This is a genomic window from Cellulomonas sp. P4_H12 (genome assembly GCF_056400905.1).
Window position 1 is genome coordinate 41,034 of sequence record NZ_JBFUKJ010000027.1, and the last position, 12,168, is coordinate 53,201.

Annotated in this window: 15 protein-coding genes; 11 read left to right on the forward strand and 4 right to left on the reverse strand. The window is 75.1% G+C overall.

All coding sequences use genetic code 11. The annotated features are described in order from the left end of the window. The first annotated feature begins 77 nt into the window (after positions 1 to 77). Complete coding sequence (ggt, locus tag AC1DQC_RS15630) at positions 78 to 1,859, forward strand: gamma-glutamyltransferase (RefSeq protein WP_477052162.1); 1,782 nt, start codon at positions 78 to 80, stop codon at positions 1,857 to 1,859. 15 nt (positions 1,860 to 1,874) lie between these two features. On the opposite strand, the gene AC1DQC_RS15635 is transcribed toward ggt, so the two are convergent. Next, a complete protein-coding gene (locus AC1DQC_RS15635; protein WP_477052163.1) occupies positions 1,875 to 2,606 on the reverse strand; it encodes a glycosyltransferase family 2 protein in 732 nt (243 codons plus the stop codon). Then, positions 2,603 to 3,172, reverse strand: coding sequence for a DUF2238 domain-containing protein (locus AC1DQC_RS15640; protein ID WP_477052164.1), 570 nt, complete (start codon positions 3,170 to 3,172; stop codon positions 2,603 to 2,605). Before AC1DQC_RS15640 ends, AC1DQC_RS15635 begins: the two co-directional genes overlap by 4 nt. 130 nt (positions 3,173 to 3,302) lie before the next feature. Here AC1DQC_RS15640 and AC1DQC_RS15645 point away from each other — a divergent pair, with 130 nt between their 5' ends. Genes AC1DQC_RS15645 through AC1DQC_RS15655 form a run of 3 tightly spaced genes read left to right on the forward strand, consistent with a single transcriptional unit; the run spans position 3,303 to position 5,527 of the window. Further along, the gene (locus AC1DQC_RS15645) at positions 3,303 to 4,079 is read left to right on the forward strand and encodes a class I SAM-dependent methyltransferase (protein WP_477052165.1); all 777 of its coding nucleotides are present in this window, start codon (positions 3,303 to 3,305) and stop codon (positions 4,077 to 4,079) included. Between the two features lie 50 nt (positions 4,080 to 4,129). Beyond that, positions 4,130 to 5,074 carry a hypothetical protein gene (locus AC1DQC_RS15650; protein ID WP_477052166.1) on the forward strand — a complete coding sequence of 315 codons (945 nt, stop codon included), beginning with the start codon at positions 4,130 to 4,132 and terminating at the stop codon, positions 5,072 to 5,074. Positions 5,075 to 5,131: 57 nt separating this feature from the next. After that, entirely contained in the window at positions 5,132 to 5,527 is a 396-nt protein-coding gene (locus AC1DQC_RS15655) for a hypothetical protein (protein WP_477052167.1), read from the forward strand. On the opposite strand, the gene AC1DQC_RS15660 is transcribed toward AC1DQC_RS15655, so the two are convergent. Together AC1DQC_RS15660 and AC1DQC_RS15665 are read right to left on the reverse strand one after the other, a co-directional pair. Next, positions 5,528 to 5,740 (reverse strand): hypothetical protein, encoded by a 213-nt coding sequence (locus tag AC1DQC_RS15660; protein WP_477052168.1) that lies wholly within the window; start codon positions 5,738 to 5,740, stop codon positions 5,528 to 5,530. It lies immediately after the preceding gene. A 25-nt stretch (positions 5,741 to 5,765) separates the two neighbouring features. Next, entirely contained in the window at positions 5,766 to 8,060 is a 2,295-nt protein-coding gene (locus AC1DQC_RS15665; protein ID WP_477052169.1) for a helix-turn-helix transcriptional regulator, read from the reverse strand. A gap of 217 nt (positions 8,061 to 8,277) precedes the next feature. On the opposite strand from AC1DQC_RS15665, the gene AC1DQC_RS15670 reads away from it, so the two are divergent. The 7 genes from AC1DQC_RS15670 to AC1DQC_RS15700 all read left to right on the forward strand — a co-directional run. Beyond that, on the forward strand, positions 8,278 to 8,679 hold the full coding sequence (locus tag AC1DQC_RS15670) for an SHOCT domain-containing protein (protein WP_477052170.1): 402 nt from the start codon (positions 8,278 to 8,280) through the stop codon (positions 8,677 to 8,679). Positions 8,680 to 8,708: 29 nt separating this feature from the next. Continuing rightward, the gene (locus tag AC1DQC_RS15675) at positions 8,709 to 9,161 is read left to right on the forward strand and encodes a DUF6325 family protein (RefSeq protein ID WP_477052171.1); all 453 of its coding nucleotides are present in this window, start codon (positions 8,709 to 8,711) and stop codon (positions 9,159 to 9,161) included. 1 nt (position 9,162) lies between these two features. Beyond that, complete coding sequence (locus AC1DQC_RS15680) at positions 9,163 to 9,324, forward strand: hypothetical protein (RefSeq protein WP_477052172.1); 162 nt, start codon at positions 9,163 to 9,165, stop codon at positions 9,322 to 9,324. Positions 9,325 to 9,338: 14 nt separating this feature from the next. Continuing rightward, positions 9,339 to 9,731, forward strand: a complete 393-nt coding sequence (locus tag AC1DQC_RS15685) for a DUF7144 family membrane protein (protein ID WP_477052173.1) — start codon at positions 9,339 to 9,341, stop codon at positions 9,729 to 9,731. A 76-nt stretch (positions 9,732 to 9,807) separates the two neighbouring features. Beyond that, a complete protein-coding gene (locus tag AC1DQC_RS15690; protein WP_477052174.1) occupies positions 9,808 to 10,623 on the forward strand; it encodes a class I SAM-dependent methyltransferase in 816 nt (271 codons plus the stop codon). Positions 10,624 to 10,682: 59 nt separating this feature from the next. Further along, positions 10,683 to 11,603, forward strand: a complete 921-nt coding sequence (locus AC1DQC_RS15695; RefSeq protein WP_477052175.1) for a S1C family serine protease — start codon at positions 10,683 to 10,685, stop codon at positions 11,601 to 11,603. Between the two features lie 23 nt (positions 11,604 to 11,626). After that, a partial coding sequence (locus AC1DQC_RS15700) for a sigma-70 family RNA polymerase sigma factor (RefSeq protein ID WP_477052176.1) occupies positions 11,627 to 12,168 on the forward strand: 542 nt, incomplete at its 3' end.

The following is a 12,168-nucleotide window of genomic DNA, read 5'->3' on the forward strand; positions in this document are numbered from 1 at the left end:
ACACGCCGCACCCGGGCGGGCCGCGCGCTGCGGTGGTAGGACGGAGGGACGTCGGCCCTCTCGTCCCAGGAGGTCTCATGCGGTCGTCCAGGCACGTCGGATCGTTCGCCGCGGTGGCCACCGCGGCCGTGCTCGCCCTCGCCGCCGGAGTCGCGCCGGCTTCGGCCCACCCGAGACCCGGTGACAAGGTCGCGGTGGCCGTGGGCTCCGGTGGGGCCGTCGCGACGGTCGATGCCGACGCGACCCGGGTCGGCCTCGACGTGCTGCGCCACGGCGGCAACGCGGTCGACGCCGCCGTCGCGGCGGCCGCGACCCTCGGCGTCACCGAGCCGTTCTCGTCCGGGATCGGTGGCGGCGGCTTCTTCGTCTACTACGACGCGGCGTCGGGCCAGGTGCACACCATCGACGGGCGCGAGACCGCGCCGGCCGCGATGCGCGCCGACTCCTTCACGGAGAACGGGGTGCCGATCCCGTTCGCCGACGCCGTGACGTCCGGGCTGTCCGCGGGGGTGCCGGGCACGCCGCGCACCTGGGAGAACGCGCTGGCCCAGTGGGGCACGCTCGACCTGGGCCAGGCGCTGGAGGGCGCCACCGAGGTCGCGCGCCGGGGCTTCGTGGTCGACCAGACGTTCGCCGACCAGGTGACGACCAACGCGACCCGGTTCGCCGCCTTCCCGTCGACGGCCCGGCTCTACCTCCCGCGCGGTGCCGCGCCCGAGGTGGGGTCCGTGCTGCGCAACCGCGACCTCGCCCGCACGTACGACCTCCTGTCCCGGCGGGGCGCCGACGCCCTCTACACGGGCCGGCTCGCGCGCGACATCGTCGAGACGGTCCAGGACCCGCCCGTCGGCCGGCGCAGCATGCTCGTCGCCCGGCCGGGCCTGATGGAGCTCGGCGACCTCGCCGCGTACCAGGCGCCGCTGCGCGAGCCGACCCTCGTGTCGTACCGCGGGCTCGACGTCTACGGGATGGCGCCACCGTCCTCCGGCGGGTCGACCGTCGGCGAGGCGCTCAACATCCTCGAGACCGCCGACCTCGGCGCCCTCGGCACGACGCAGGCGCAGCACCGCTACCTCGAGGCCAGCGCCCTGGCCTTCGCCGACCGCAACCGGTACGTGGGCGACCCAGCGTTCGTCGACGTCCCGCTGGCGGAGCTGCTCTCCGACGGGTTCGCCGGCGAGCGCGCCTGCCTGATCGACCCGGCGGCCGCCCTGGTCAAGCCGCTCGCGCCGGGCAGCCCGGACGGGCAGTACGCCGGCTGCGGGGTCGCCGCGGTCCCGGGCGCCGAGGGCTCGGACGGCCAGTCGACCACGCACCTGACCACCGCCGACCGGTGGGGCAACGTGGTCGCCTACACCCTCACCATCGAGTCGATCGGCGGCAACGGCATCGTCGTGCCGGGCCGCGGGTTCCTGCTCAACAACGAGCTCACCGACTTCAACTTCACTGACACCCAGGGTGGCAACGACCCCAACCTGCCGGCGCCGGGCAAGCGCCCGCGCAGCTCGATGGCGCCGACCATCGTCCTGTCGGACGGCGCGCCGCTGCTCGCCGTCGGGTCGCCGGGCGGCGCGACGATCATCACGACCGTGCTGCAGGTCCTGGTCAACCGCCTCGACCTCGGGATGGACCTCCCCCAGGCGATCGCGGCACCGCGGGCCTCGCAGCGCAACGCGGCCGCGGTCCAGGCGGAGCCGGCCTTCCCGCGCGCGGACCTGCAGGCGCTGGGGCACGCCTTCGTCGACACTCCGGAGATCGGCGCGGCGACGGGGATCGAGTTCCTGCCCGACGGCCGGCTGCAGGCGGTCGCGGAACCGGTCCGGCGCGGTGGCGGCAGCGCGGGCGTCGTCCAGCCCTGAGCCGTCCGCCCGCCGTCACCGGGCCAGCCGCGCCCGCCACCGCGCCCACGGCGGCGCGCCCTCCCAGTTGAGCCGGAGCGTGCGCCAGGCCCGGTCGAGCCGGTGCACGCGCTGCGCGTGCCCGCGCAGGGACCGGGCGGACACCCCGACCCGCAGGAACGGGTCGAACCGGATCCGCCGGCCGGGACCCAGCGCGAACGCGAGGTCGAGGTCGTCGTGCACCTCGGGGTCGTCGCGCCGGACCCGCGTGCGGACCGCGAGCCACGCCTCGCGGCGCACCGCCATGCACGACCCCCACAACGAGGTGTGCCCGAGCGCGAGGTGCGTCAGCACGTAGTACGCGCCCAGGTAGGCGCCCGACGCGACGTCCCGCACCGCCGGCGGCAGGTCGAAGAACCGTCCCGTGCCCGTCACGGCGTCGAGCCCGGGGTCGTCGGCCATGCGCACGGCGATGCGCTCGACCCAGCGCGGATCGGGCCGCGAGTCCGCGTCGAGGCGGGCGATGACGTCGCCGCGGGCGCGGTCGTACCCCGCGGCGGCGGCGCTCGGGATCCCGACGCGGGGCTCCGGGACGACCACGGCGCCCCAGGCCGCGGCGACCGAGGCGGTCGCGTCCGACGAGCCGTTGTCGACGACGAGCACCTCGTACGGCGCGACCGTCTGACGCGCCAGGCGGTCGAGGCACTCGCGCAGCGCGGGCGCGTCGTCGCGCGCGGGGATGACGACGGAGACGGTCGGCCGGGTCATGCGACGGCCCGACGACGGCCGGCCAGCGCGAGCCCGGCGACGACGCTCCCGGCGAGGCCGGCGGCGAGGTCCCCCACGGTGTCCCGGTAGCCCACGTGGATGTTGGGGTCCAGATACGTGTGCCCCGCCCACTCGCCGATCTCCCACAGCACGGCCAGCGCGCCCCCGACGCCGCCGACGAGCACGACGCTCCCGGACCGAGGGTGGCGTGCCCCATCCACCAGGTCGGGCGGCAGGACGCCCCAGCGCGCGAGAGCCAGCACCGACACGAGCGCGATCAGGCCGGTCGTCAGCCCGTGCACCACGACGTCCAGCCAGCCGACCGCGTCGTACCAGCCGAGCTGCGCGGCCCACGCGGCGACCAGCAGGGCGCTGCAGTACGCCACGTCGAGCGCGGCGGGGACGCCGACCACCCGCGGCACCAGGCAGCCGCCGAGCACGAGGAGGAAGAGCGCCGCCGCCACCGGTCCGGACCACCACGTCCCGACGACGACGCTGACCGCGGCCAGCGCCCGGACCAGGTCACCGGGGGCGACGTGGCGCGGCCGGTCGAGCGCCTGCGTCATGGGTGCGCCTCTCGAGGTCGGGGTCCGGCCCACGCCGCACCTGCCCGCACGGGCAGATCCTCGACCCGGTGGTCCATGGTGCGTCACGGCGGGCGGTCGTGCCGGGTGGCCGCGGGGCTACGGTCGTCCCATGGGGTTCGACGTCGGTGCCGCGGCGTACGGGCGGTTCATGGGCCGGTACTCCGAACCGCTCGCCGAGCAGTTCCTCGGGACGGTCGCCGAGACGGTCGGGGTGCCGCCGCACGGGCGCGCGCTCGACGTGGGCTGCGGGCCGGGCGCGCTCACCGCGCCGCTGGTCGCCCGGCTCGGGGTCGACGCCGTCGCGGCCGTGGACCCGTCGGAGTCGTTCGTTGCCGCGGCACGCGCCCGCTTCCCGGGTCTGTCGGCGCACGTCGCCGCGGCCGAGTCCCTGCCGTTCGCCGACGACGCCTTCGACCTCACGCTGGCGCAGCTCGTCGTGCCGTTCATGACCGACCCGGTGGCCGGGCTCACCGAGATGGCGCGTGTGACCCGGCCGGGTGGCGTCGTGGCTGCGAGCGTATGGGACCACGCGGGCGGCGGCGGGCCGCTGGGCGTGTTCTGGCGCGCCGTGCGCGACGTCGACCCGTCGGCGACGGACGAGTCGCAGCAGTCGGGCGCCCGCGCGGGGCAGCTGGCGACGCTCTTCCGCGCGGCGGGCCTGCGCGAGGTCGTGCCCTGGAGCGAGACCGTCACCGCGGGCTACGGCTCGTTCGACGAGTGGTGGGAGACCTTCACCCTGGGCGTCGGGCCTGCGGGGTCGTACGTCGCCGGGCTGGCCGAGCACCAGCGCGACGTGCTCCGCTCCCGCTGCGCGCAGCTGCTCCCGGACGGACCCTTCGAGGTCACCGCCGTGGCGTGGTGCGCGCGCGCGACGCCCCCTGCGTGACGCCGACGCGGTCCTGGTCCGCGGTGGGCGGCCGCGCCTAGCCTTGCCCGATGGACGTGATCGAGTGGCTGCTCGAGGGCGACCCGGCCATCCGCTGGCAGGTGCTGCGCGACCTCACGGACGCCCCGGCGGGCGAGGTCGCCGCCGAGCGGGCACGCGTCGAGCACGAGGGGTGGGGCGCTCGCCTGCTCGCCCTCGAGGACGACGACGGGCTGTGGGCCGGCGGCGCGTGCTTCCCCGCCGGCTACGCGGGCGGGGAGCCCGGGCAGCCGTGGACCGCGACCATGCACACGCTGCAGACCCTGCAGCTCCTCGGTTTGGACCCCGCCTCCCCCTCGGCCCGCCGTGCGGTCGCCCTCGTCGCCGAGAACGGACGGTGGGAGCACGCCGGCCAGCGGTACTTCGACGGCGAGGTCGAACCCTGCATCAACGGCCGGGTCATCGAGTCGGGCGCCTACTTCGGGGTGGACGTCTCCCCGCTGGTCGACCGGGTGGTGGGCGAGCGCCTGGCGGACGGCGGATGGAACTGCGAGGCCGAGAACGGCTCGGTGCGCTCCTCGTTCGACACGACGATCGACGTGCTCGACGGCCTGCTCGCGTTCGAGCGCGCGACCGGCGGGTCGACCGCCGTCCGCGAGGCCCGGCGGGGCGGTGAGGAGTACCTCCTGGAGCGCGGACTGTTCCGCCGCCTCAGCACCCACGAGGTGGCCGATCCCATGTACCTCGAGCTCGCCTTCCCGTACTACTGGCAGTACGACGTGCTGCGCGGGCTCGACTACTTCCGCGGCGCGGGCACTGCGCCGGACCCCCGGATGACCGAGGCCGTCGAGCACGTGCGCTCCCGCAGGCGGCCGGACGGCCGGTGGCTGCTCGACCGCGTCCCCGCGGGGCGCGTGCACTTCCACCTCGAGGACGGCGTCGGCCGGCCCAGCCGGTGGAACACCCTGCGCGCGCTCCGGGTGCTCCGGTGGTGGGACGCAGCGACCAGACCTTGAACGTCGCTTTCCCCGATCGGGGTATCGCGCGCGGGCGTGCCGGTCGATGATCGGGAGATGGGCGTCCCCAAGGAGACCGAGTCGAGCATCGACCTGCCGGTGTCGACGGCGGTCGCCTGGCAGGCGCTCACCCGAGCGGCGGGCGTCGAGGCGACAGCTCCCGGGGCGACCTGGCACCTCGAGCACGCCGAGGTCGCGATCGACTCCGCCACGCCCGGCGAGGGCGCGGGCGGCTCGGCCAGCTGGGACGGCGTGGACTACCGCGTGGCGGCGCACCTCGTGCCGCAGGGCGCCCGAGGGACGCTGCTGCTGCTCACCGCCGATCCCGGCGTCGAGCAGCACGGGCTGCGCGGCGAGGTCCGCGCCTCCGCGTCCCACCGGCACGCCCGTCGCGACCTCGAGGCCCTGGCGGCGGCCACCGGCGCCCAGGTCGCGGCGCTCAGCGGCGGATAGTCACCCGTCCGGCGGCGTCGGCGCCGCCGTGAACGAGACCACCTCGAGCCCGAGGTCGAACAGCTGGTGCAGCACGCCCTGGACGTGTGCCTGGTCGGTCAGGCTGCCGACCAGCTCGGTGCGGCCGTCGCCCACGGTGAGCGTCATCCCCTCGAACGCCTCGCCGAAGCGCGCGTCGAGCTCTCCGGCGACGACGATCGTGCAGAGGACCATGAGCGCATCGTGCGCGCACGCACCGTCAGGACGGACCACCCCCCGGGCTGCTCACCCGGGTGGTCGCGGCGGGTCCGTCCTCCATGGCCTGCAGCCGGGCGATCGCCGCCTCGCGCGAGGTGACCCCGAGCTTGCGGTAGGCCGCCTTCAGGTGGGACTTCACGGTGTTGTAGGAGATGAAGAGCTGGTCGGCGATCTCGCGCTGCTGCAGCCCGTCGGCGGCGAGCCGCAGCACGACGACCTCGCGCTCGGACAGCTCCTCGCCGAACGCGGTGACGTGCCGCGCCGGTGCGGCCAGCAGGTCACGCAGGTCCGCCGCCCGCGCGACCAGCGCGCCGGGATCGGGCAGCCGGTCGAGGATCTCCTGAGCCCGGTCGACCGACGCCGACGCGCCGGGACCGTCGCCCACCAGGCGACGCGTGGCCGCGAGCAGGAGGAACGCGTTCGCCAGCCACGCGCTGCGCGGCATGCCCTCGAGGACGTCGATCGCGGAGCCGAGCTCGGCCACGGCGCGCTGGTGGTCGCCGAGCCGACGCGCGCGCTCGCCCCGGGCGAGCAGGACCAGGGCGGCGGGCGGCGAGCGGTCCGCGCCGGCCGCCAGCAGCACGTCGGTCATCCGGTCGAGCAGCGGGTCGGCGTGGCTGTCGGGTCCGGCGGCCGACTCCGCGAGGCCGAGGTTGCCGACGGCGAACGCGAGCATGATTGGGTTGGCGTCGGAGATCTCGCCCACCGCGAGCCGCAGKGTGCCCACGGCGTCCGCGCCCTGTCCCCGCAGGTACTGCGCCTGGCCGAGGCAGGCGAGCGCGACCCCGTGCCAGCTCGGGCTCGGCGCCGTGAGGACCGCGCGCTCCGCGGCCGCCTGGGCGCGCGCCAGGTCGTTGACACCGATGGCGGCGTCGAGGAAGTCGACCCGGAACCCGAGCGAGAGACCACCGGCGTCGAGCGCGTCGAGGGGGCCCGTGCGCGCCACCCCCAGCCACTCCACCGCCTCGTCGAGCCGGTTCTCCAGGCTGGCGGCGAGGGCGCGCACGAACGCGAGCTCGGGATCGCGCCGCGCCTCCGGCCAGGAGAGCGCCGCGAGCCACCGGCGGATGCTCGCGCTGCGCCCGCCGGCCGCCATCGGCTGCAGCTGGCCGGCGACCAGCCGAGACGCCACCGCGACGTCGCGCGCGGCGATCGCGTGGTCCGTCGCCGCCTCCAGGTCACCGGCGGCCTCGAGCCACGCGGCGGCGCGGCCGTGCAGCACGGGGACCAGGTCCGGCCGGGTCCGGGCGAGCTCGACGCGCAGCGCCTCGCTGAACAGCTGGTGGGGGTGGTACCACTCCCCCGTGCTGTCCACCGAGATGAACAGGTTCGCCCGCTCGAGGTCGGCGAGCAGTGCGCCCGACCCGGAGGTGCCGGCGACCGCGTCGCACAGCGGGCCGTTGAGCCGGCCCAGGATCGACACCCGGAGGAGGACGTCGCGGGTGGCCGGCTCGACGAGCTCGAGGACGTCGCGCGACAGGTAGTCGACGACGTGCCGGCTCGCGCCCGAGAACTGGTCGATGAACGCCGCGCGGCCCTGGGCGGGCATGAGCAGGGCGGCGAGCCGCAAGGGCGCCGGCCAACCCCCCGCCCGTTCCGCCAGCCGGTGCTCCTGGTCGGAGGTCAGGCCGGCCAGGCCGATCCCGTCGAAGAAGCGGGCGACCTCGGCATCGTCGAACCGCAGCGCGTCCGCCCGCACCTCCACCAGGTCGCCGGAGGCCCGGAGCCGGGCGATCCCGAGCGCCGGGTCCGAGCGCGTCGCGACGACGAGCTGGACGCGCGCCGGCCGGTAGCGCATGAACTCCGTGAGCTGGGCGCTGATCTGCGGCGTCTCCGCACGGTGGTAGTCGTCGAAGACGAGGACCACGTCGTCCGCGCCGTCGGCCAGCTCGTCGTAGAGCCGCGGGAGCGTGGCGTCGACGATCCTCGCCGGTCGAGCGCGCAGCGCGGCCAGCGTGGCGTCGCCGGCCCCCGCACCCGCCGCCGACAGCGCGGCGACGACGTGTGCCCAGAAGCGCTCGGGCTCCTGGTCCCCCGCATCGAGCGTCACCCAGGCGAAGCGCCCCGTCGGCTCGCTCTGGACCCACTCGGCCAGCACCGTGGTCTTCCCGAACCCCGCGGGCGCCGAGACCAGGGTCAGGGCACGACCGCGCCCGTCGCGCAGCGTCTCCAGCAGGGCGGGGCGGGGCACCGATCCCCGCGGCGGTCGGGGCGGCGCGAGCTTGGCCCGGACCACGCCGACGTCCGACGTGCGTCGAACCGGGCCCGTCTGCTTCAGGCCGATGTCCTGCTCCACGAGCTCTCCCCAGGGCCGCTTGAACTGCACCCTAACCCCGCGAAGGTGTCGAAACGGGCACATCGGTGCGTCGCGGTGTGGTCACCCGGGTGAACGTGTCGGGGGGTGATCCCGCGCGCCGACCTCCGGCCGGACGATCGCACCGAGCCCCGGTTCAGGGGACTCGCGTCCGCCCGGCACGCGCCCGGCGGCCGTCGTCACCACGAAGGAGTCCGCCATGGGCCTGTCTGCGACGTTCGGGAGCGGTGACGTGCTGCTCTGGATGCTGGAGTTCTTCCTCTTCATCATCTGGTTCTGGCTGCTGATCGCGATCTTCGGGGACCTCTTCCGCGACCCCGACACCGGCGGCGGTGCGAAGGCCCTGTGGGTCGTGCTGCTGATCATCCTGCCGTTCCTGGGCATCCTGCTGTACCTGATCGTGCGCGGTAAGAGCATGGGTGCGCGCCAGGCCGCGCAGATGCAGGCCGCCCAGTCGGCGTTCGACGACCGGATCCGCAGCGCGACCTCGTCGTCAGCGACACCGGCCGACCAGATCGCGCAGGCGAAGGCCCTGCTCGACTCCGGCGCCATCGACCAGGCCGAGTTCGCCAAGCTGAAGGCCGCCGCGCTCGCCTCCTGAGCGCACCACCCACGAGTCAGGAGGACGCAATGAGCGACACATCGCTGGACCGGCTGGGCCCCGTCGACTACGTCGTCGTGGAGTTCCCGGCCGGGCAGAGCAGCTTCACCGGGGAGATGGTCGACGAGCTCATCAAGCTCGTCGACGCCGGGACGATCCGCGTGATCGACGTGCTCGTGCTCACCAAGAACGAGGACGGGTCCGTCGACGCGGTCGAGCTGTCCGACATCCCCCAGCTGGGCGAGCTCCAGCAGATCGAGGCCGAGCTCGCCGAGCTGCTCGCCGCGGACGACGTCGAGAACCTCGCCGCCGCGATGGACCCGGGCACCGTCGCGGGCGTGCTCATCTGGGAGAACCTGTGGGCCGCGGGCTTCGCGTCCGCCGCCCGCCGCTCGGGCGGCCAGCTGATCGCCGACGGACGGATCCCGATCCAGGCGATCATCGCCTCGATCGAGGCCGACGTCGCACTCGAGGAGGTCTGACATGCCGCTCCGTCCCGCACGCATCGGCCGGGTGGGCGTCATCGGCCACCCCGTCGCCAAGACCGCCGTCGTCGTCAAGGCGGTGACCCCCGGCCCGGCTCCCGTCGCCAAGACGGCCGTGGTCGCGGCCGCCGTGACGCCGGGCCGGCGTCGCCGGATCTGACGAGAGGAACCGACATGAGCGAGAACCGCAGCGACCTGGCCGTGGGGGTGAGCGTGTTCGCCGGCACCCTGATGGTGCTCATCGGCATCCTGCACGCGATCCAGGGCGTGGTGGCGCTGGTCAACGACACGTTCTTCGTGGTGGGTGCCAAGTGGACGTTCTCCTTCGACGTCACCACCTGGGGCTGGATCCACCTGCTGGTCGGCATCGTCGTCGCGTTCGCGGGCTTCTTCGTCTTCCGCGGAGCGGTCTGGGCACGCACCGTCGGTGTGCTGCTCGCCGTGGTCAGCGCGGTCGCCAACTTCACGTGGTTGCCGTACTACCCGGTCTGGGCGCTCGTGGTCATCGCCCTCGACGTCCTCGTGATCTGGGCGCTGACGATCCACGGTCGCGACGTCGCCGACTGAGCCCGAGCGCGCGCCCGACGGCACCCGTCGGGTGCGTGCCCTGGTCCTGGCGGCCCGGCGCTGCCAGGGTGTCGGCATGGGATCACCGGACGGCATCGCCGGGGTGTTCGACCGGGCCGCGGCGACGTACGACGACGTCGGCGTGCCGTGGTTCGAGCCGATCGCCGCGGGCCTGGTCGAGGAGCTCGCGGTCGCGCCCGGTGAGCGGGTGCTCGACATCGGCTGCGGGCGGGGGGCCGCACTCGCACCGTTGGCACGCGCGACAGGCGCGTCCGGGTACGCGCTCGGCATCGACCTGGCCCCCCTCATGGTCGCGCTCACCGCCCGCGACCTCGCGGGCCTCCCCCAGGTCGAGGTCCGCGTCGACGACGCCCGCGCCCCGGCCCTCGACCCGACGTCGTTCGACGTGGTGGCGTCCTGCCTGGTGCTCTTCTTCCTGCCTGACCCCGCGGGCGCACTCCGCGCGTGGGCCGAGCTCCTGCGGCCCGGCGGCCGGCTGGGGGTGACCACCTTCGGCGCCCAGGACGAGGCGTGGCGGGCCGTCGACGCCCTGTTCGACCCGTACCTGCCGCCCGGGATGCTCGACGCCCGCACCAGCGGCCAGCGCGGGCCGTTCGCCTCGGACGCGGGCATGACGGACCTGTGCGTCGACGCCGGCCTGGTCGACGTGGGGACGGCGCACCGCACCGTCGAGGCAAGCTTCCGCGACCCCGAGCACGTCCTCGAGTTCTCGTGGTCGCACGGGCAGCGCGCGATGTGGGAGGCCGTCCCGCCGGCCGGCCGGGACGCGCTGCGCTCCGACCTGCTCGCCGCGTTGCGCGGCCTGCGCGACGCGTCCGGCCGGATCGTCTTCGCGCAGGACGTCCGGCACACCCTCGCCCGCCGACCCTGAGCGTGTGCGCCGGCGGCGAAACCGGGCATACCGGCGCCGGCGCGCTCGCTGTACCCGCCGTGGACCCTGATCCCCTGGACTCGTACTCGCGCACGGTCGTCGCCGTCGCGGAGGCGGTGCTGCCGAGCGTCGCCAGCCTGACCGTCCGCACCGCCCGCGGCACGGGCGCCGGCAGCGCCAGCGTCATCACCACCGACGGCTACCTGCTCACGAGCGCGCACGTGGTGGCCGGTGCGACCGCGGCCGAGGCGGCGTTCAGCAACGGCACCACCGTGCAGGCCGACGTGGTGGGACGCGACCCCCTCTCGGACCTCGCCGTGCTCCTCACGCGCGGCGAGGTGCCCGCGCCCGTCGAGCTCGGCGACGCCGCCGGGCTGCGGGTGGGCCAGCTGGTCATCGCGCTCGGCAACCCGCTCGGCCTGGCCGGCAGCGTGACGGCGGGCATCGTCTCGGCGCTCGGCCGGTCGCTCCCGACCGCCTCGGGGCGCGTGGTGGACGAGGTCGTGCAGACCGACGCCGCGCTCAACCCCGGAAACAGCGGAGGCGTGCTGGCGGACAGCGCCGGCCGCATGGTCGGCGTGAACACCGCGCTCGCCGGCATCGGCGTCGGCCTCGCGGTGCCGATCAACGCGACCACGCGCGAGATCATCACGACGCTCATGACGCGGGGCCGGGTGCGTCGCGCGTGGCTGGGCATCGTCGGCGCGCAGGTGCCGCTGCCGCCGCACCTGGCCGAGCGGATCGGTTCCCCGACGGGGCTGCAGATCGCCGGCGTCTCCCCCGGCAGCCCGGCGGCGCAGGCCGACCTCCATCGCGGCGACATCGTGGTCGAGCTGGACGGCAGCCGGGTGGTCACCGCGACCGCCGTGCAGAAGCTCATGGTGGAGGACGCGATCGACCGCCGCATCGAGGTCACCGTCTGGCGCAACGGGGCGCTCGTCGACGTGCTCGTGTTCCCCCGCGAGCTCGCGCTGCCCTGACCCCCCGGCTCTATGTTGTGACGGTGGCAAGCGACCCCGCCGACAACCTCACAGCGCCGACCTCGGGCTGGAACACCAACGTCCCCGACACGGACGTCGCCGCGTTCGAGGACGTCCGGCCCCGGCTGTTCGGCGTCGCCTACCGGATGCTCGGCAGCGTGGCCGAGGCCGAGGACGTCGTCCAGGAGGCGTGGCTCCGCTGGCAGGGCACGGACCGCAGCGTCGTGCGCAACCCCGCGGCGTTCCTCACCACGACCACGACCCGGCTGGCCATCAACGCGGCCACCTCCGCGCACGCCCGGCGCGAGACGTACATCGGCCCCTGGCTGCCGGAACCCGTCGACACGACCGCGGACCCGGCGCTGGGCGCCGAGCGGGCCGAGGCCCTGGACCTGGCCGTCCTCCTGCTGCTGGAGAGGCTCACGCCCGCGGAGCGCGCCAGCTACGTGCTGCGCGAGGCGTTCGACTACTCCCACCGCGAGATCGCTGACGTGCTCGACATCTCCGAGGCGAACGCGCGGCAGATCGCCCGCCGGGCGCGCGAACGGCTCGAGCAGGACCGCGC

What these genes read in the sequence shown, in the direction of transcription:
- ggt (WP_477052162.1), top strand. Translation starts at nt 78, where the DNA reads ATGCGGTCGTCCAGGCACGTCGGATCGTTCGCCGCGGTGGCCACCGCG.
- AC1DQC_RS15680 (WP_477052172.1), top strand. Translation starts at nt 9,163, where the DNA reads ATGCCGCTCCGTCCCGCACGCATCGGCCGGGTGGGCGTCATCGGCCAC.
- AC1DQC_RS15640 (WP_477052164.1), bottom strand. Translation starts at nt 3,172, where the DNA reads ATGACGCAGGCGCTCGACCGGCCGCGCCACGTCGCCCCCGGTGACCTG.
- AC1DQC_RS15660 (WP_477052168.1), bottom strand. Translation starts at nt 5,740, where the DNA reads ATGGTCCTCTGCACGATCGTCGTCGCCGGAGAGCTCGACGCGCGCTTC.
- AC1DQC_RS15635 (WP_477052163.1), bottom strand. Translation starts at nt 2,606, where the DNA reads ATGACCCGGCCGACCGTCTCCGTCGTCATCCCCGCGCGCGACGACGCG.
- AC1DQC_RS15675 (WP_477052171.1), top strand. Translation starts at nt 8,709, where the DNA reads ATGAGCGACACATCGCTGGACCGGCTGGGCCCCGTCGACTACGTCGTC.
- AC1DQC_RS15655 (WP_477052167.1), top strand. Translation starts at nt 5,132, where the DNA reads ATGGGCGTCCCCAAGGAGACCGAGTCGAGCATCGACCTGCCGGTGTCG.
- AC1DQC_RS15685 (WP_477052173.1), top strand. Translation starts at nt 9,339, where the DNA reads ATGAGCGAGAACCGCAGCGACCTGGCCGTGGGGGTGAGCGTGTTCGCC.
- AC1DQC_RS15690 (WP_477052174.1), top strand. Translation starts at nt 9,808, where the DNA reads ATGGGATCACCGGACGGCATCGCCGGGGTGTTCGACCGGGCCGCGGCG.
- AC1DQC_RS15645 (WP_477052165.1), top strand. Translation starts at nt 3,303, where the DNA reads ATGGGGTTCGACGTCGGTGCCGCGGCGTACGGGCGGTTCATGGGCCGG.
- AC1DQC_RS15650 (WP_477052166.1), top strand. Translation starts at nt 4,130, where the DNA reads ATGGACGTGATCGAGTGGCTGCTCGAGGGCGACCCGGCCATCCGCTGG.
- AC1DQC_RS15670 (WP_477052170.1), top strand. Translation starts at nt 8,278, where the DNA reads ATGGGCCTGTCTGCGACGTTCGGGAGCGGTGACGTGCTGCTCTGGATG.